18 protein-coding genes are annotated in these 17,979 nt (G+C 45.3%); all 18 read right to left on the bottom strand.

Annotation, left to right across the window (positions count from 1 at the left end; genetic code table 11):
* Window positions 1-14: 14 nt before the first annotated feature.
* The 18 genes from ACDJ58_RS30085 to ACDJ58_RS30000 all read right to left on the bottom strand — a co-directional run bounded on the left by ACDJ58_RS30085 (window position 15) and on the right by ACDJ58_RS30000 (window position 17,569).
* The gene (locus tag ACDJ58_RS30085) at window positions 15-362 is read right to left on the bottom strand and encodes a hypothetical protein (RefSeq protein WP_413374354.1); all 348 of its coding nucleotides are present in this window, start codon (window positions 360-362) and stop codon (window positions 15-17) included.
* Window positions 359-742, bottom strand: coding sequence for a flagellar export chaperone FliS (gene fliS / locus ACDJ58_RS30080; RefSeq protein WP_413374353.1), 384 nt, complete (start codon window positions 740-742; stop codon window positions 359-361). The genes ACDJ58_RS30085 and fliS overlap by 4 nt, the downstream gene beginning before the upstream one ends.
* Before the next feature lie 13 nt (window positions 743-755).
* On the bottom strand, window positions 756-2,267 hold the full coding sequence (gene fliD / locus ACDJ58_RS30075; RefSeq protein ID WP_413374352.1) for a flagellar filament capping protein FliD: 1,512 nt from the start codon (window positions 2,265-2,267) through the stop codon (window positions 756-758).
* A gap of 17 nt (window positions 2,268-2,284) precedes the next feature.
* Complete coding sequence (locus ACDJ58_RS30070; RefSeq protein ID WP_413374351.1) at window positions 2,285-2,638, bottom strand: flagellar protein FlaG; 354 nt, start codon at window positions 2,636-2,638, stop codon at window positions 2,285-2,287.
* A 147-nt stretch (window positions 2,639-2,785) separates the two neighbouring features.
* A complete protein-coding gene (locus ACDJ58_RS30065; RefSeq protein WP_413374350.1) occupies window positions 2,786-3,559 on the bottom strand; it encodes a flagellin in 774 nt (257 codons plus the stop codon).
* A gap of 191 nt (window positions 3,560-3,750) precedes the next feature.
* On the bottom strand, window positions 3,751-3,981 hold the full coding sequence (gene csrA, locus ACDJ58_RS30060; protein ID WP_413374349.1) for a carbon storage regulator CsrA: 231 nt from the start codon (window positions 3,979-3,981) through the stop codon (window positions 3,751-3,753).
* Complete coding sequence (fliW, locus tag ACDJ58_RS30055) at window positions 3,981-4,430, bottom strand: flagellar assembly protein FliW (protein WP_413374348.1); 450 nt, start codon at window positions 4,428-4,430, stop codon at window positions 3,981-3,983. Before fliW ends, csrA begins: the two co-directional genes overlap by 1 nt.
* An 87-nt stretch (window positions 4,431-4,517) precedes the next feature.
* Window positions 4,518-5,426: a flagellar hook-associated protein FlgL gene (gene flgL, locus ACDJ58_RS30050; RefSeq protein ID WP_413374347.1), complete on the bottom strand. Its 909-nt coding sequence runs from the start codon at window positions 5,424-5,426 to the stop codon at window positions 4,518-4,520.
* Between the two features lie 24 nt (window positions 5,427-5,450).
* Window positions 5,451-7,013: a flagellar hook-associated protein FlgK gene (gene flgK / locus ACDJ58_RS30045; protein WP_413374346.1), complete on the bottom strand. Its 1,563-nt coding sequence runs from the start codon at window positions 7,011-7,013 to the stop codon at window positions 5,451-5,453.
* Window positions 7,014-7,031: 18 nt separating this feature from the next.
* On the bottom strand, window positions 7,032-7,532 hold the full coding sequence (locus ACDJ58_RS30040) for a flagellar protein FlgN (RefSeq protein ID WP_413374345.1): 501 nt from the start codon (window positions 7,530-7,532) through the stop codon (window positions 7,032-7,034).
* A gap of 8 nt (window positions 7,533-7,540) precedes the next feature.
* On the bottom strand, window positions 7,541-7,825 hold the full coding sequence (flgM, locus tag ACDJ58_RS30035; protein WP_062329757.1) for a flagellar biosynthesis anti-sigma factor FlgM: 285 nt from the start codon (window positions 7,823-7,825) through the stop codon (window positions 7,541-7,543).
* A 152-nt stretch (window positions 7,826-7,977) separates the two neighbouring features.
* Window positions 7,978-8,385 carry a TIGR03826 family flagellar region protein gene (locus ACDJ58_RS30030; RefSeq protein ID WP_064641917.1) on the bottom strand — a complete coding sequence of 136 codons (408 nt, stop codon included), beginning with the start codon at window positions 8,383-8,385 and terminating at the stop codon, window positions 7,978-7,980.
* 243 nt (window positions 8,386-8,628) lie between these two features.
* Complete coding sequence (locus ACDJ58_RS30025) at window positions 8,629-9,432, bottom strand: ComF family protein (protein ID WP_413374344.1); 804 nt, start codon at window positions 9,430-9,432, stop codon at window positions 8,629-8,631.
* A gap of 330 nt (window positions 9,433-9,762) precedes the next feature.
* Window positions 9,763-11,652, bottom strand: a complete 1,890-nt coding sequence (locus tag ACDJ58_RS30020; protein WP_413374343.1) for a helicase-related protein — start codon at window positions 11,650-11,652, stop codon at window positions 9,763-9,765.
* Window positions 11,653-12,203: 551 nt separating this feature from the next.
* Window positions 12,204-12,584: a hypothetical protein gene (locus ACDJ58_RS30015; RefSeq protein WP_413374342.1), complete on the bottom strand. Its 381-nt coding sequence runs from the start codon at window positions 12,582-12,584 to the stop codon at window positions 12,204-12,206.
* 326 nt (window positions 12,585-12,910) lie between these two features.
* A complete protein-coding gene (locus tag ACDJ58_RS30010; RefSeq protein ID WP_024631627.1) occupies window positions 12,911-13,633 on the bottom strand; it encodes a response regulator transcription factor in 723 nt (240 codons plus the stop codon).
* A gap of 4 nt (window positions 13,634-13,637) precedes the next feature.
* Window positions 13,638-14,798, bottom strand: coding sequence for a sensor histidine kinase (locus tag ACDJ58_RS30005; RefSeq protein ID WP_024631628.1), 1,161 nt, complete (start codon window positions 14,796-14,798; stop codon window positions 13,638-13,640).
* Window positions 14,799-14,845: 47 nt separating this feature from the next.
* Window positions 14,846-17,569 (bottom strand): stalk domain-containing protein, encoded by a 2,724-nt coding sequence (locus ACDJ58_RS30000; protein ID WP_413374341.1) that lies wholly within the window; start codon window positions 17,567-17,569, stop codon window positions 14,846-14,848.
* Window positions 17,570-17,979 lie beyond the last annotated feature (410 nt).

The raw sequence follows: 17,979 nt of genomic DNA, 5'->3' as shown, positions 1-17,979 counted from the left end.
ACGCCTTACTCTACCTATTTTCGATAATCTATAAAGGCGCTGTTTGCAGAATAGGGTTGTTGATATGCATTCTGTTGAGAACGAATATTCCCTCTCTTTTCCAGCCACTCGGATGCTTCGTCTTTAATTTTTAACATTCTTTCAACAATAATGCTTTCCTCAATGATCAACTCATTAATCCTAGTTTTCATTTCATCTGTTATCAACGAGCGATAGGCCTTCATCTCGTTAACAATATATTCTCTTTGCTCAACATAATCCAACAATTGATCTTCATTCAATTCCGAGATATTTGCGATGGTAGAGTGGGATAGTTGACTATATTCATTGACGAAGACCTGTAATTTTTCTTGATCCGTCATAAAGCAAATCCCGCTCCCAAAGATTTACTCGCTTCCACCCATGCTTCTCTTAACTCTTTCAAGTATTCCAATACTTCTAACGCTGGAAGAGCAATTTTATTTATATTAGCTTCTATTAAACGTTGCAACATATATTCATATACTGAAACCAAGTTATTGGCAATGGAATATTCAAAATCTAATGATGAGATTAGTTCATGAACTATAGCCTGAGCCTTACATAGATTACGATTTGCTAATTCATAGTTATTTTGCTCAATCCCCTCAATACCTGCTTGAACAAATCGAATAGCTCCATCGTATAACATAATCAATAATTTCGGTTTTGAAGCAGTTTGAGTCTGAGCTTGTTGATATTTCTGGTATGGAGAATTAATCAATTTTCTGTCCTCCTCACATAAAACTGGACAAACTAGAAGATGTATTATTGTACTTATTAATAGCCGTTTCCATAGCTGTGAATTTTTTATAGTAGCTATTCTCTTTATTAGTCAATCTGCTTTCCATGTCAGAGATACGTGTATCAAGAGTTCTAAGCTGATTACCCATAATACTGTCGTTTATAAATGCCGCACTAAGTTCACTACTTACTTTTGAGGTACCTGCAGTGGTATTTAAGCTATTAAGTGCCTTAGTCGATATTTTTTTCATTTTAGCGAAAACGCCATCACTTTGAGTATATTCTGTATTAGAAAACGAAGTTGAATAGTTTGTAGCAAAAAAGTCATTTACAATATCAGGATTAGAATTCAATGCCGTCTTTAACTTGTCTTGATCTAAGATCAATTTACCTTTTGTCTCATATCCACCAGTAGTAATACCTAATTGCGTTAGATTAAGAGAAGTGCCATCAGCCAGTTTTACACCTTGTACCATGGCAGCACGCATTTCGGAAATCGTATTTTCGAGAATACTATCCCTTTTCAACATACCGCTTTTAGCCTTGTTCGTCCATAAATCTACTTCACTTTCTGACATTCCACTTTTCTGATCACTTGTAAGAGGAGGATATTTACTATACTTTTCTTCATTAACTTTTGTATTCAAGAACGATAACAATTCATTATAGGCATCGACGAAGCTTTGGACTGTTTCTACTATCTTGTCCGTGTCTTTGGAGACATCAATATGGGTCGCTTGAGTGCTTACACTATTTAATGTAAGTTCGACTCCATTCAGTGTAAATGTATTTGAACTGTTGGTCATTTCAAGACCGTTAACAATATAGCTTGAGTCCGTTCCGCCAGCTAACTTCGCTCCAAGTCCTAAAGATGAAAATACACCCGTAGAATTAATAGAATCGTCCAACTCAATCGAATTCCCGGCAGCACCTGTCGTTTTACTTGTGATGGAAACTTCACCAGTTGACGAATTATAAATAGCGGTTACTCCAGCCGCCTTTGTCGAGTTTATTTTATCAACAAAAGAATTAAGAGTTTCGGTAGTATCAATTGTAATCGATGCTCCGTTAATTTTCACCTGTCCAGCTCCATTGACTCCTGAAATATCGGATAATAAAACTTTTCCCCAATCCGTTTCCGAGCCAGTATTTGTCGGAGCATTTAAAGACTTTGTACTGGCAGCTTTAGCCAGCGAACCTACAGTTATGTCCATAACCCCACTTGCAGAAGAAGTAGCCTTAGCCGTAACTGCAGTCGTATTCCCCGTAACTTTGGTAGTTTGTGCATTCAAGGCGCTCGCCTTACTAAATATATCCGAGATTTTACTTTGTGCAAAAGTTACGAGCTTCACGCTTGTTTCACGATAACCTTCTCTTTTCCACTCCATAACCTGCTTATTTTGATTCAGCTTATCAAGGGGCTTTTTTTCAGCAGTCATCAGTTGCTTGACAATGGATTCTATATCCATTCCTGAAGCCATCCCCATAATGCGTGTTGTAGCCAATGAAAACCACTCCTTATTCAGATTTTTTTATCAATTATCAGACCAGCCAGTTCCATCATCCTAGCTGCAACATCAAGTAATTTCTCAGGGGGTACTTCTCGGATCAATTCCCCTGTTTCCCTGTTCGTCACTTTAATCATAATAGAATGGGTTTCTTTATGAACGGAGAACTCAAGTGATTTTTGAGGCCCCTGAATGGCTTCTATTGCTTTCTTCAATTCTTCAACTGCATTTGTCTTATGATGATTTACACCGTTTTGAGAAGAAGCAATTTGGGAAGCCGATTCTTGATTAACATTATTCCCTTTTTTTGCAAACAATTCTTTATTCCCATTATCTATGGAACTCCCGGTAGATCCAATTGTGCCCATACTGTGCCCCCTTGTAAAGGATGATAATTACTAAGGCTTCTTGAGGTTTTGTTACTTTATATATCGGTAAAATCAAACATTTCTTTATGTTCTTTGATAAAAAAACAAAAAGGACCTGTAAAATACAGGTCCCGGAGAAAAATGATATTAACGAAGCAAGGAAAGAACACCTTGAGGTGCAGAGTTTGCTTGGGACAACATCGATTGGGATGCTTGCAGCAAAATGTTGTTTTTGGACAAAGCAACCATTTCTTTAGCCATATCTGTATCACGAATACGGGATTCGGATGCAGTCAGGTTCTCAACAGTTGTACCCAAGTTATTGGAAGTATACTCCAACCGGTTTTGAACAGCACCAAGTTTAGCACGTTGAGTTGCTACTTTTTCAATTGCAGTAGTAGCACTTGCAAGAGTTACCGCCGAAGTCATACCTTTAAATCCTGCAGTGTCGACACCAGCAATAGTAATTTTGAACTTATCGTCGTCAGCTTGGATTTTCACACCCGAAGTTGCAGTAATATTAATACCATTAAATTTGGTATTGGAAGTGATTGCGTCAATTTGTGCACCCAATTGTCCCAATTCCATTTTAATGTTGGAAAGATCGCCAGTTTGGTACGTTCCGTTTGAGGATTGAACCAGAAGCTCTTTCATACGAGTCAGCATTGAGGAAACTTCGTTCATTGCGCCCTCAGCTGTTTGTGCGAATGAGATACCGTCTTGAACGTTACGTTGAGCTTGCTCCAAACCACGGATTTGACCACGCATTTTTTCGGAGATGGAGAGACCTGCAGCATCGTCAGCCGCACGGTTGATACGCAGACCGGAAGACAATTTCTCCATGTTTTTGCTTGCTGCTGAGTTGTTCAGACCCATATTACGGTGTGTGTTAACCGCTGGTAAGTTGTGATTGATAATCATTGTTTATTTCCTCCCTGAAATGGTTATATGCCCACATCCATGTGGTATTAGCGTCTTCACAGGTCGGCCGCCCTGAAGATTACCGCCTTAATATATATATCGACGACATGACATAATTTGTTTATAGCCATTTCAACTTTTTTTCTATTTTTTATCATAGTTTTTAGAAATGCACTAACTTATCAATACAGTTAAGATATTTGTCCAAACCCTTTCATTGTTTTTTGCAATGTCTCCAGATTCATCGCTGCATTTTGATTATTTTGCTCAATCGCATCGAGAACTTCTTTACGATAAATATCAATATTTCTTGGTGCTGCTATACCAAGTTTCACATTCTCCCCATCTACGGATAGCACTGTCAGTACGATATCATCTGAAATGACAATGGATTCACCTTTTTTACGTGTAAGTACAAGCATTAGATGTCACCGTCCTTGTTGAGAGAATCTCCATCTCTCCATAAAGCATGTTTGGTTTTGTACTCTGTATTTTGAAGTACAATCTGTTTCCCAATTCTTTGTTGTTTATTGAACACAATTGGGGCCAGTAAGTTTGCTGTTGCATTTCGAATCTCATCATGTAGAGTGACAATACACCGAACTCCCACATCATCTGGATCTGTTACACCAAGATCCTCTACGTTATCAGGAGAAAGTTCAAACTCATATTCCGGATGAAAATCAAATGGATTTACGGTTACAAAGGCTACAGCTGGTTCTTCAACTGAACTAAAGAGGCTAAACACTTCATCATGCCGCTGCAAATTAAAGGATTTCAGTTCTTCAAAACCCGGAATTCCTTTATGGAAAGTATATGTTTCCTTTAACATCTGTTCTTCAGTTATATCTAAATTGTTGTTTTCTTTCATCTTATTCTTCCTCCTATACTAGTAAAAAAGCTATGGAGCATCATATATGTCCATAGCTTACTGTTAATATATAATTAAAATCAATTATTATCTCATGAAATCCATTAGTGAAGGTTGCATGATCTGAGCAGATGATTTAAGAGCCGCTTCATAGATGGTTTGCGCAGAAGTAGCCTGAATCATAAGACTAGCCACATCGGCATCCTCTGTCTTGGATTGAAGAGTAGTAAAATTCAAATCTTGATCTTGCAGCCGATTTTGTACCAATTCAATACGGTTGGTTCGTGCACCCACCTCTGAATGACATGCTTGCATTTTGGTGGAACGCGACTCAATATTTTGTAATTGCTGTTGTACTGCAGTCTTACTCCCACTATTTAGCGCTGTTGAAAGATCATCAATAATTTTAAAGACATTATCGGTCTCGCCTTTATTACCAAAAAATTCTGAACCTGAAGTATTAATTTGAAAAGTAACCTGCTCACTAATAGAATACAGCACTCCTTGTGTATCTGTCTCTACATCTGCATAATCTGTCACAGTATCCGATAATTCATAAGGGGCTTTGTCATAAGTTTGACCATTGAAGATGAACTTTCCACGAATCTGCGTATTACCTATATCCACAAGGTGTTTCTTCAATTGTTCTACTTCAAGGTTTACGGCTTCAAGATCTGAGTCAGACAACGTTCCATTAGATCCTTGGACTGCCAGTTCTTTTAACCTTTTCATTACATCATTAGCTTGCTGCATATTTGAATCCGTCGCATCCAGCCAGCTTACCGCTGCATCCGTATTAGATTGGTACTGCTCATTCGCCGCCAACTCTGCACGGTAACGGAGCGCGTAAGTCACACCAACGGGATCATCTGATGGTTTATTGATTTTGCGCCCTGTGGAAATCTGGTTGGACATGTTATCCATACGGTTCATGTTGCGGTTCAGGTTGCTAAGCATCTGAGTGCTCATCATTCCTGAGGTTACGCGAATAGCCATTATTTGGTTCCCCCTTTCTACGTCTTAGCGACCGACTACACCGGTGCTGTTAATGAGTTTGTTCAGCAGTTCATCGTAAGCAGTCATAAAACGGGCAGCTGCACTATACGCGTGCTGAAACTTGATCAAGTTACTCATTTCTTCATCTAGCGATACTCCGCTTACCGATTGACGATTCAAGTCAACCTGTTCAGTGAGGAGTTGAGCATTTTGTGCTTGACGGTTAGCTTCTTGGGTCTGTACACCAAGTTGTCCTACAATTGCGCCGAAAAAGTCATCTACCGTGGTTGGTTTGGACAATGCTGATCCAAAATCAAATTTCGCATCTTTTAAGCCAGCTAAAGCCAGCGCCAGGCTATTATTCCCCAGTACTACACTCTCACTTGTACCTGTTCCGGTCGTACGCATCGAAGTCGCGATGTTATTCGGATCATTTTGGATATCTTTACTTAATGTAATATTTCCAGCCGTGATCGTTCCTGAACCGTCTTTGGTTGAGAAAAAATCCCCGCCCGCAGTTGGTGTATCACCACTAAGCGTATAACCCAGTTTATGAAGCCCATTAATCCCTTGAACCGTCACTTTCAAATCTGACGTTAACGTTCTATTGTTATTGGCATCTGAATAGGTCACATTGTTGAAAACCGTGCCGCTAGGCAATACGGATCCAGCAGGAATGGTAATCTCAATATCCCCGGTTGCGAGCGTATTCGCCAGTTGATTGATTTGATTACGATAGTCTGCTACATATTGATCACGGGAATGGATCATTCCGTAGACTTCGCCGCCAGTTAAAGTCCCCGCTTGATAGGCATTCTCTAGAATATCAGCCGTGACAGGAACCACCGCAGCTCCAGTGACTGCTACTTGGCCTGCAATCGTTACCTGGTAGCCACTATCCAGTTCTGTTATCTGAACGCCTGCAATCTTGGAGAGCTGGTCTACGGCATAATCACGTTGGTCACGCAAATCATTGGCATTGTCTCCGAGTTGCTCCACTTTTACGATGTTGTTGTTCAGATCCGCTATGGACTGCAAATATGAGTTGATCTCAGTGGTTTTTAACGAAACGTTATTGGTCAAATCACTAGTCAGTGCATCCAATTGGAGACTGATTTGATTTAAACCATCTGTTAACGCCAAAGTTGTCTCTTTCACAATTTTGCGGTTTGTAACATCCTGTGGATCTTGACTAAGATCGGACCAAGAGTTCCAGAAGTTATTCAGCACTGTGCGAATACCCGTATCCGAAGGCTCATTCATGATGGTTTCAAGCTTTTCAAGTGTACTATTACGAATGGTCCATCCTCCAAGAGAGGTATTCTCATTACGAAATTGGCCATCCAGGAAAGACTCACGAATACGCATAATCGAGTTGAATTCTACACCCGTTCCAAGCTGACCTGGAGCCGTTGTACGATAAAATGCCACTGCATCAATCGGGTCGGCTGCCGTCATGTTGACGACTTGACGTGAATAACCTGGTGTATTCGCATTGGCAACGTTATGTCCTGTTGTGTTCAAAGCGGCCGTTTGTGTGATCAGACTGCGTTTGGCCGTTTCAATTGAATGAAATGTTGAAGCCATATTATTTTTCCCCCATTGTTAACCACGAGTATCAAAAAGACCAGAGCGAGCTATACCATAAGATTTCTCTAAAGGATTCTGATACGTGGCTTCTGATTCAGCATGAAATGACATTGTCTCAATAAAAAAGTCGATGTACGAGAGCGACTGCTTAATAAGCTGTTGATTGGATTCATTAAGATATTTCACCTTTTCTAGCACATCTGTTAATGAAGTTTGAGCTTGAAGAAGCCTCTTTTTCTCTGCGGCATCAAAGACCAGTCTTGTCAACTCACTAATGGTCAGATTTAACTTGGACTTAATACCACGTCCCTCCAGAAACTGGTGGACAGCCAGAATTCTTTGCTGCTCGATCAACTCAATCCTTTTCAGCAGTTTGGATTCCTGGTTAATTAGAGAAATCAGGATGTCAACTTTGTTGGCAACAACAGCTTCCTTCTTCCGTTCCCCCAGCTCAAGCATCTCAACATGTGCGGCTTCCAGCTGTTCAAGTACACCAATTATCGATTCAATTGCCATGTGTCCTCCTATTGATTAGGGAAGTTCTTAAAGTATGGAGCGAGCTTCTCGGCAAGCTTCTGGCTGTCTACTTGATAAGTTCCCGAATTTACCTGTTCCTTTAATTCTTGAATACGTTGTATACGTCCTGCATCCTGTGTACGACCTTGTTCCTCAAGCATCTTCATCGCCTCCGGAGAAATGGATACTTCGTCCTTACGGCGGCTCTTTTTGGCATCAGCCTGCTGATTGGATTCAACGTTTCTCTGATAGGAATTGATAGCACCAATTCTATTTGGTTCATTGATTTTCATACAAACTACACTTCCTTTACCCTAGGATTTTTTACATTATCTTTATGTTATTGAATGATTGAGATAATAAAAAAAACCGATAATCTTTAATAAGTTTATCGGTACGTTCCAAAACATTTGTTATAGCAAAAACTGTATTTAAGCCCTCGCTCCTATGAATCGCGCAGTTTGTCGACAGCATTGTAGGCTCGCCCGCCTATATTATTGTTATCCTTCTGGCCTACTTCACGGGCTGCTCCTGCCAAATCTTTGGTCAAGCGGCTTCGACATGAGTCACACATATGTCCTTCACGAATCAGCGTTCCACATACTTCACAAGGATACATCATGTTAGGGGCGTTTTCGATGGAAATCCGACCCTCCCGAATAAAGCGGGTGATTTGCTTAATCGAAATCTCCGTTGCATCAGATAATTCCTGTATATTGGTACCTTTATTCTCACGTAGGTAGTCTACACATGTCTGGTATTCCTGCTCAATTTCTTTGATACAGTTCGAACATACATCCCGAAAATTCAACGCATATAATCTGCCGCAGCGAGGACAATTACCCAGATTCATTGCTAAAACGCCCCTCTCAAACTTCTACTACGTATACTTTACTTTATAACGTCTTTTCAAGTCTACTTTTTAATATCATACCAAAAATATGAGAAAAAGGCTGCGTCAATGCGCAACCTGTTCCTCAAAATGGAATGTTTATTTTAATGTCTTCACGTTAAGTAACGTGGCCTGGTCACTTTAAATCCTTCATGCAATCAACTCCCTTATATTGATACTTAACTATATATCTATCTGTTCATATCAAGATCTGGCCAAAGTCAGCGTGTAAATTTCGATTGGAATGTTCATGGAATATCCAGCGTTCAAGATCACCTGTCCGCAAGCATCCAAGGTGCTACCGGTTGTGTAAATATCATCGATTACTAGCAAGCGTAAGGGAGGAATCTGCCAGCCTTGTTTTGTTGGTCTGATATGTGAAGAGACTCCTTCTCCAATGGCGTATGAATTTGTTGCTGGCTGTGAATGCATCTCCTTTTGCGCGAATTGAGAGTTGGCTTGATAGAGGCCATATATCAACTCCAGTCCATCCGGCTGCATTGCAAATGCATCTTGCATGGTCTGAATACGCTCGCCGCGTGTTTTGAAGCTTTGTTTGGTGGTGTTGATCCGACGCTGCAGCAGATCAACTACAGGCAGGCGGACGGTAGCGGCAAGTCCTACTGCGAGCCGCTCGGCCTGGTTGAAGCCGCGCTCGGCAAGGCGTTCGCTGCTGACGGGGACATAGGTCACCGCGTCTGGCCGCCATCGCGGCTTATTGTTTTGGAGCAGCGACTGGCGGCTGCGCGTCGCTGCTTCGTGAACCGGCGCGGGCGCTGTTACGCGCCCGTCAGGTCGGTGAACGAGTGCGTTTGTTGACGCACTCGAGCCGGGTGGATGTGATCTGACATCCACATGGTATTGAGCAGGCGTGGCGGGATGAGCCATGAGGGCCAGGGTTTCTTTTGCCAAAACAGGGTTGAGTTCTTCTTTCAATGCTTGAAATGCTTGAATAATAAGAGCCGTTAACAGTGGCGCATAGCGCTCGTGGCCTCTGAATTTGTACATCCCAATCCATTCCTTCATAAGAGCGTTATACTGGACGGCGCTGCGGTTGCATATGAAAGAACGGTTTTGCATGTGTGGGCGTACGCAGTCTGGGCAGCCGATCCCCCGACCACAACGCAGACAGCGAATGGAACGAATCCATGGAATTTGCTGCACACAACGCGGACAGATGCCGGGGTAAATCGGAGACAATATCGCTCGTGTACCACAGGTCAGACAAGTCGCTCCGGGTGGCGCGAGTAATCCATGCAGGCGATTGGTGAGTTGGTGCACGTAGTCAGTGATGCTGCTTAGCCAGTTCGACATCCGATTGTAACCTCCCCTTAGTATCTATTGGTGTGTTGGCGGGTGAAGGTAGCCTTTGCGTTTTGCGATGGTGTTCATCTTTTGGATTTGTGCCACCGCTTTCACCTGAGAACGCGTACGACGGGATGATGCAAAGACGACTCTTCCTGCTGGATCATCCATGGAGCGACCTGCTCTACCCGCCATCTGTACCAGAGAAGCTTCGTCAAAGAGGCCATTATCCGCATCTAAAATAAATACATCGCTACGCGGAATGGTGACGCCCCGCTCCAAGATGGTGGTGGTCACGAGCAGACGTATGGTCCGTTCACGAAAAGCAATAACTTTGCTCGCGCGATCCGGATCTTGGGATGATGTTCCTTCTATATGGATTTGTGGAAACATGCGACGCATGAGATTTACAAACGCCTCGATCTGAGCGATCCGTGTCACAAATACAAATACCTGAGCTTCCCGTAGCAAGGAGGTTTGAATACTCTTTTTTAGTATGGCGGGCAGCTCTCGCTTTCGAATACACTCGGCGACGGTAGGCATTTTCAGTAAACGCGGTACGGGTAAAGGGTGGCGGTGGAAGCGGACCGGAACTTTAGCGTGGACGAGGTTCCCATGCGCAGCTTCCTGCTGTAGCTTAGCTGGTGGCGTAGCGGACAGGTACACAAAATGACCATCAGGCTTGCATGAGGACGCAGCTGCATGAGCAAGCATGGGATCATTATGGTAGGGAAATGCGTCGAGCTCATCGATAATGACCAGATCGAATGCCTGGTAAAAACGCATCAGTTGGTGTGTGGTCGCGAGTGTGAGCTGCGCGTCTTTCCAGCGCTCGGTGCTGCCTCCGTATAGGGTAGCGAGCGAGATGTCGGGGAACGCTTTCGCCAGACGAGGGGCAAGCTCCAGTACGACATCCCGGCGCGGCGTAGCAACAAGCGCACGTCCACCTCGCTCCAATATGTATTGGAGCAAAGGGAATATCATCTCGGTTTTACCCGCCCCGGTCACGGCCCACAGCAAAAACCGCCCCGGCCCATCCCCGGCGGATGGCTGGGCCAAAAACGCCAGCGCCGCGGCAGCTGCCGCGCTCTGCGCCGGGCTTAACCCCCACCGGGCAAGTCCGCCCTCGGTGGGGGCAACGGCCGTGCCACGCTGCGATGCACCGCGTGGCACGGCCCCTGGCGCTGCGCTACGCAGCAGCAGCGCACAGGCACGGCTGCGCCCCAGCGCGAGGCAAGCCTCGCAGTAGGCGCACGCCGCCAAGCCGCAGGCAGCGCAGGGTACGCGCTGCCCGGCAAAGCTGCCGCACCGGCGGCAGCGGGGCGCGCTATGCGCGCGACCAAGCCACGCGAGGCGTTGCCGCCGCGTGGCAGGCCCTTCCAGGGCGGCTGCTATGCTCAGCCGCCCACGCAGGTGCGCGAGCTGCGCAGCCGCGCGCCAAACCGAGGCAAGCTGCGGCGACGTGTCCGCCAGCAGCGCCTCTGCCTCGGCCGCCAGCAATTGGCGGCCAGTAAGCCACTCAGCCAGCAGGGCTGCGCCCCGCTCAAGCTGAGCCCACTCCCCGGCGGGATACGACTCTGGCATCCCACCCATCTCGAGCTTCCCCGCAGCAACTCCCACGTTACCTCCAATCACTCCCCTGGCTTCTTGCTCTCCCGATACCTTTTCAATCAAATCGAGTTTGCGCTGCATATACTTTTGCCAATGCTCCTCTACCCACTGATCCATTCCTCGCTCCACCTCAAAATTCTCTACCATCCACGAGGCCTGACTTAAAGGTAACTCCCTGCCTAGCAGCAACCATCTCAACACCCGCTGTTCGCTCACCCCCTCAAGCCACCACCCCACATCCACTCGGACATCCAGTGACAGCACCATCTTCCACTCTTCTCTCACTCGGCACACATACAACCCAACCTTCATCTGCTCTCCTCCCTCATTCTCCATGTCCCGAAACGCAAAAAAGCACATGCCAACCGACTATTCGTCGGAGCATGTGCTTCATGTCCATATCTCATTTGTTCTATATCCATTTGTATTATCACTATATCAATTGTGGAGTCGTCCCACAAGTCGTTTAGTTTCCAAAAGCAATCGTAACGATCATTTTACCAATTCAATTAGCATCGTTAATCTTTCTTTGATCATGCGAAACTTTTTCCAATCTGCTTCGTCTATACTTTTAACTTAAGAGTTCTGATTTCAAAAAGGTTCGTGCTGCGATCCCAACAAGGACAATAACCATAGATTGCATAAAAACCCATATTTAATTTAACAGCAAGCTTGGCTACAATGACAAAAAAAGACTACAGCATAAGCTGTAATCTTTAACCTCAAACATGATGAAATTCACACTTATTTTGGCAAGCCGGCATAACTTCATTGAAAGTGTATTCTGACTGATGACACGCTTTAGCCAGTCTGTCTCAGCAGCTTGCACGATTAATGAGTCCGACTGTTGCAAAAAAAAGCATCTACTGCTTTGGATCACGCAAATCGATAAGGCGAATAGAATGATTCCCAGTCTGATTCCACTGTTCCATATCAGTAGGGACAGCAGACAAGTAGGATAACTCCATTCCATGCCTAAGCATAAGCTTTTCAATAATACGAACCGTTTCGGCTTCCGTACGATCAGCGACAACCGTCAATGTGAAGCTCTTTCCACGGTAAAATAATTCCCGGCAAAGCGCTCTTACAATGCCTTCAATCCGCTGCTCCTGATTGGAAGGAATGAGCATAATCTGCTCGTAGCCTTCGGGGTCCGGACGGGAAAGATGGCGCTGGTGCATGGCATGAACGGCCATTGCCGCCAGGAAGTATATGAGCAGAATCATAGTCAGATGAGCAACCATGGCAACTGCACCTCCTCGGAAGGTCATGCTCACCCATGGCGAACATCCCTGTATGCAGCAGTATATGCTGCATTCCCCGAAGGGTTACACTTGCAAATCCCAAACGCTCATATTCCATTCTGATCGACACCGGACGAAGAAGACAGGCCAGGTCGTTCACTCATTCATGCCGAAGCTTGAACATAAGTTCTCCTAACTTCACACTTTGCTCATTTGCAGTAATAAAGTCCATTAACCCGCTAACCAGTCCAACATTCTGGAATGGGCGCGAGTAAACAGAATCCTATAATTGCTATAATCAAACTGCATCTAAATACAATCGTATATTAAAGGGTAACCCAACCATATTTGATCGAGTTGATAACCGCTTGCGTACGATCGTCCACTTCCATCTTCTGCAGAATACTGCTGACATGGTTTTTTACTGTTTTCTCACTGATGAACAGGAACTCACCAATCATTTTATTGCTCTTACCTTCAGCCATCAGACGCAACACTTCAGCCTCACGACGAGTAAGCGGATTATTGTCGCCAGCGACAAACTTAACGCCTGCTTCCTTCGAAGCTCCCTCGCTCATTGCCCCTGTCTCATTAAGGTACGTCATCCGACGCAACTGCATGATCAGTTTGCCAGTTACTTTAGGGTGGATGAATGCGTGCCCTTCATGAACGGAACGAATCGCATTGATCAGGGACTCGGCCTCCATATCTTTCAGCAGGTAGCCATTAGCACCTTTACGCAGCGTCTCGAATACATAACTCTCATCATCATGAATAGACAAGATAATGACTTTGACATCTGGGAACAGCTCACGCAATTTCTCCGTCGCTTCAACCCCGTTTTCCACCGGCATGTTGATGTCCATCAATACGATGTCCGGTTTATCCTGATTACAGAATTCGAGCACCTGAATCCCATCGCCGCATTCGCCGATGACCTCAATGTCGTCCTCCATATTTAAAATGCGTTTCAGACCTTCACGGAACAGCTGATGATCATCAGCCAAAAGAACTTTAATTGATGCCTTACCAGTATCACGGTTTTCCATCCTGCTACTCCTTTCCCTTATCCACGTTTGTCGGGATATGAATCACTATTTTGGTTCCTTGATTTTCCGCGGATTCGATCTCTATTCTTCCTTCTAACAGTTCAACCCGCTCTCTCATCCCAATCAGACCGAAGTGGGTATGATCCTTGCTCTTCTTCGCAAGAAGCTCCGGTTTGAACCCAAGCCCATTGTCCTGCACGACAATCTTAACGAGCTGAGCCTGGTATGTAATTTCCACTACTACATAAGTGGGATAAGCATGCTTTGCAGCATTGGACAGACCTTCCTGCACGAGGCGGTAGATCGCAGCCTCCATTGCCGAAGATAAACGGTGTTCTTTGCCTCTCGTTTCAAAAAGCGAGCGGATTTTTGTTTTTTCTTCAAAATCCTGCACGTACTTCCGAAGCGTTGGAATCAATCCCAGGTCATCCAGTGCCATAGGACGCAAATTGAAAATAACTTTTCTCATTTCTCCAAGACTCGAACGAACCTGGCCTTTCAAATCTACTATTTCGGCCTGGACCATCTTAAAATCCTGCTTTATGAGCATTCTTTCTACAATTTCCGTCCTAAGCACTAGATTTGCGAGCATCTGCGCAGGTCCGTCATGGATCTCACGGGCAATACGTTTCCGCTCTTCTTCCTGGGCCAAAATTATTTTCAAACCAATCATTTGTCGATTTTTGGCGGATTCAATGATGCGGGTCACTTGACCCAGCTCACCCGACAGATACTCCAGTACAACCCCCATCTGGGAACCGATCGTCTCGGCGCGCTCCACGGAAGCTTCCACATTCTTGGCACGCTTCTGCAGATCATCCCGACGGGCTTTCAGATACATTTCCTTCTCACGGTAAATCATCAGATCCAGCTGTAACTGCGTCGCTTTTTCATACGCCTGCTTGATATCATGCTCGGAATAACGGACGAAGTCGCGGCTAACCTCAGTTAGCCGGATCCGGGAGCGGCGGTAGTTGAGCTCCAATTGATCTACTTTCTCGATCGTTTCCGCCGTCTCCTTTAGAACCGACTTCAACTCCTCGTTCAGCGTTTTTAGCTCATTCCGAGTCGAGTCCATAATCTCAAACATTTGATATTTACTGTTTTCCATGACTTGTATGGCGTTTTTTATGACGCGGTCTATGGCATCGGCTTGTAAATCCACGTTTGTTCGACTCCATTTCTATCGTTTCCGGTATATATCATACCATATCACGATGAGATGGTAACGGTCTTCGTGTTCTGTTCCCATTTTACAGTCAGTCCAAGCTGCTCTGAAACGAGTCTGAGAGGGACTAAAGTCCTACCACCAGATACGTAAGGTGCTACTGTTGCACTTTGTCTTTTGCCATTGATGATAAATTCTTTCTGGCCTACAACCAGATCAATCAGCTTGCCACCGCGCACGACGGTAACTCGTTGATTTTTGCTATCCCAGCTCGCCTGTCCGCCAAAAGCATCCAATACATGCTTGATTGGAACATATGTTGTACCATTTTTCAGTACAGGCGCAGAATCGATTGCCTTTTTCGTTCCATTTACGGTCATGGATTTCTGTCCAAGCACCAGCGAAGCAGTTCCTGTAGGCAAGCCCACTTCACTGGATTTGGATGGCATGGTGAAAGCAATGTTGTCAAAAGCAACCGTGCCTGCCTTCGCACGCTCATCCTGACCTTCTTCCACATTCACCACATAAACCCGTTTCAGCTTCGCCGGATAAGAAATATTCAGCCCGTTCAGGTCCACGTTTAGCTTTTTCCAACCATCCCAATCAATTGCCTTAGCGAGATCGGCATATACCGTTTTGCCACTGGCATCCGTAAATTCAGCACGCAGCCAGTTCAGGCTCTTATCTCCCATAACATCCATCGACATGGATGTCGCTGTTGCAGATACCTCTTTGCCAGTGGAACCATTCAATTGGGCATAAGCATACATTTTACCTATTCCTGCGGTCATATCATAGCTCAGCTGCAATACCTTGGAGCCAGCTTTTTCACCTGTTCCCGTTGTCACGGAAGCCGATCCAGTTACACCTGATGCGTTGGTCGTGAAGTTGATCGGGTAGCTTACATTCTCGAAGTTCTCCCATATCGTTTCACTTGCCGCAGCGGAGAGCACAACCACCGTGCTGTAGCCGTCATAACGACCGATCGCATAGCCAACTTGAGCGCCAGCGTTCACGGAGGATACGGTTAATTGGTCTGCAGACACTTTACCTTTGAATCCAATAAACTCCCATGTCAGCGAATCCGCCGGAACTGTCACACTTTGTCCGTCTTTGGTCTTCGCCGTTACTGGAATGGAAATCGTTGTTCCCGCTTGGAGCGATCCCAAGCCAGATCCTGCTGTCAGCGAAGCCAGTTCACTTCCGCCCAACACGGTAACTTTAATGGAAGATGAGGCTCCATTACTTGTTGCAGTCAGCGTCGCTGTACCTGGTTTCACACCTTTGATCGTTCCATTGCTTACACTCACGATGCCGTTGTTGCTCGATTTCCATGTCATCTTGATATCGCCTGTCGCAATCGGGTTGTAGTAAGTGTCATATCCTTTGGCTGTATACTTGCCCTCTTGCCCTACCAGCAACGTTTGACTGCCACTCACGGCAAAGCCTTTCAGCTTACCTTCTGGAGCCGTAGAGAACACGCCCAGCGTGTTTACGACCTGACGCTGCTCTGTACCGTACTCCGTGTTGAACGTAAGCCCTGCTGTCTCCTCGCCAAGCGGACGAGTTACCATCGTTGTGGAGCCGCCTCCGTCCAGATTCATGCCTTTCCATACACCAATGCTGGTCATGAAGGATTGCAGTTCAGTCAGCGACAAACCGCTGCTGTTACTGTTTTTCTCCGCTGCAATAATGTAGACATACCGACCATCTTGGGAGTAGCCGACTGCTGTTCTCGCACGAATGCCGCCGATGCCAGAAGCCGCAATATCACGGGAAAACGTAGCCGCCTTGCCACCATTCACCAGAATGGTATGACCACCGATCATCATCTGCAGGTTGCTTGGATCAACGGTCTCCCCCGTCGTTTTGGCTTTCAACTTGTAATCTGCATTCAGCGTCTGCCCTACCGCCAGGTGAGTCATAATCCATGTCGCTGCCGTTCCATGCGCACGCAAAATGTACCCATCTGCCGGCACCGTCATGTTCAACGCTTTTTTATCCGAAATTTGGGTGATTACTCCGTTCTGCACAAGTACCTCAGTTGGTGTTGTGGAAGGATCATTCGGCCGTTTTGTGGACGTCCAAGCCGGTGTATAAATATACATCGAATTGGCGTGACTGTATTTCACCGAGCTCGATTCGACCGTGTAGTCCTCTTTATTTATCCCACGCAAAGCAAACGTTGAACCATCATCTGCCTTCACGGTGCCATCGAATGAATATTCATCAATCATCGGCTTACCGTCCTTGGTTACGGTGAGGGCATACATCCCTGACAGCTCTGATGGAGTAGATACGAGCACCCCATCCGAGACCTGTCCACCGATTGGGGCAAGTTCCCCGGATACATTGAAATAATCGCCGTTCACGGCGGCTACTGCACCATTTTCCTTAGCCATGCCACCCGTGCTTTGTTTACTATTCAGATTGCCGCCCTTGCCTGTCATGACATCCAGCTTCACATAGGGATTTTGCAAATCCACTTGAATGACATCTGCCAGTACGTTCACCTTCGAGCCGGAACGTGTTGTTGTATAACTGTATTTCATCAACTTCGCACCCGAAGTCAGAATTTCTTCGCTCAATTTACTTGTTGTTGTAGAGGCCGCTGCAGCCACCGACTGCCATGTACTTCCCGACCACACCTGTTGTCCCGCTCCCAGAACCGGTGCAATCCAGATCACGCCTGCCAGCGTCACAATCGCCCATTTCTTCGCCTTGCTACCCTTAACGTCGTTCAGCCGTTTCCCTTGTTTCCCCAGCATGTTTGAAACGTCTCTCCCATCTTGTATATCAATCTTAGATATCACGATCTCTACCATGTGGCAGCAGATAGCGAGATTTCTAGTATACTCTTCTATTAATAGACTACTTTTTGTGGAAAAAGTTACGCCCCGAGCCTGAATTCAGGTATTTATTGGGTTATGCGATATCTTCTGATTGTGTTATACGAATAACGTATAGAGCAAATAGACTTCAGCTATGCCTAGTTCAGCACATCAGAAGTCTGTTTGGATTAGATTTGACTCTTGAAACTATGGCCGGAACTCAATCTGAAACTCCATTTGATATGATTCTATTATTTCTCTGACGATCTCGACATGATAAATCCACCAATAATTGTTGTTCCATCTTTCTCGTATACGAACATAACCGAACTCCTCTTTCAAATTAA

It is taken from the genome of Paenibacillus taichungensis (assembly GCF_047302525.1).
GTDB classification, from domain to species: Bacteria; Bacillota; Bacilli; order Paenibacillales; family Paenibacillaceae; genus Paenibacillus; species Paenibacillus taichungensis_B.
The sequence above is the reverse complement of the archived record's forward strand: the minus strand, read 5'-3'. Positions and strand labels throughout refer to the sequence as shown.

Coding starts and splice junctions, on each gene's coding strand:
- ACDJ58_RS30085 (WP_413374354.1), bottom strand. CDS start 362: ATGACGGATCAAGAAAAATTACAGGTCTTCGTCAATGAATATAGTCAA.
- ACDJ58_RS30070 (WP_413374351.1), bottom strand. CDS start 2,638: ATGGGCACAATTGGATCTACCGGGAGTTCCATAGATAATGGGAATAAA.
- ACDJ58_RS30065 (WP_413374350.1), bottom strand. CDS start 3,559: ATGATTATCAATCACAACTTACCAGCGGTTAACACACACCGTAATATG.
- csrA (WP_413374349.1), bottom strand. CDS start 3,981: ATGCTTGTACTTACACGTAAAAAAGGTGAATCCATTGTCATTTCAGAT.
- fliW (WP_413374348.1), bottom strand. CDS start 4,430: ATGAAAGAAAACAACAATTTAGATATAACTGAAGAACAGATGTTAAAG.
- flgL (WP_413374347.1), bottom strand. CDS start 5,426: ATGGCTATTCGCGTAACCTCAGGAATGATGAGCACTCAGATGCTTAGC.
- flgK (WP_413374346.1), bottom strand. CDS start 7,013: ATGGCTTCAACATTTCATTCAATTGAAACGGCCAAACGCAGTCTGATC.
- ACDJ58_RS30040 (WP_413374345.1), bottom strand. CDS start 7,532: ATGGCAATTGAATCGATAATTGGTGTACTTGAACAGCTGGAAGCCGCA.
- flgM (WP_062329757.1), bottom strand. CDS start 7,825: ATGAAAATCAATGAACCAAATAGAATTGGTGCTATCAATTCCTATCAG.
- ACDJ58_RS30030 (WP_064641917.1), bottom strand. CDS start 8,385: ATGAATCTGGGTAATTGTCCTCGCTGCGGCAGATTATATGCGTTGAAT.
- ACDJ58_RS30025 (WP_413374344.1), bottom strand. CDS start 9,432: ATGTACAAATTCAGAGGCCACGAGCGCTATGCGCCACTGTTAACGGCT.
- ACDJ58_RS30020 (WP_413374343.1), bottom strand. CDS start 11,652: ATGAAGGTTGGGTTGTATGTGTGCCGAGTGAGAGAAGAGTGGAAGATG.
- ACDJ58_RS30015 (WP_413374342.1), bottom strand. CDS start 12,584: ATGGTTGCTCATCTGACTATGATTCTGCTCATATACTTCCTGGCGGCA.
- ACDJ58_RS30010 (WP_024631627.1), bottom strand. CDS start 13,633: ATGGAAAACCGTGATACTGGTAAGGCATCAATTAAAGTTCTTTTGGCT.
- ACDJ58_RS30000 (WP_413374341.1), bottom strand. CDS start 17,569: ATGCTGGGGAAACAAGGGAAACGGCTGAACGACGTTAAGGGTAGCAAG.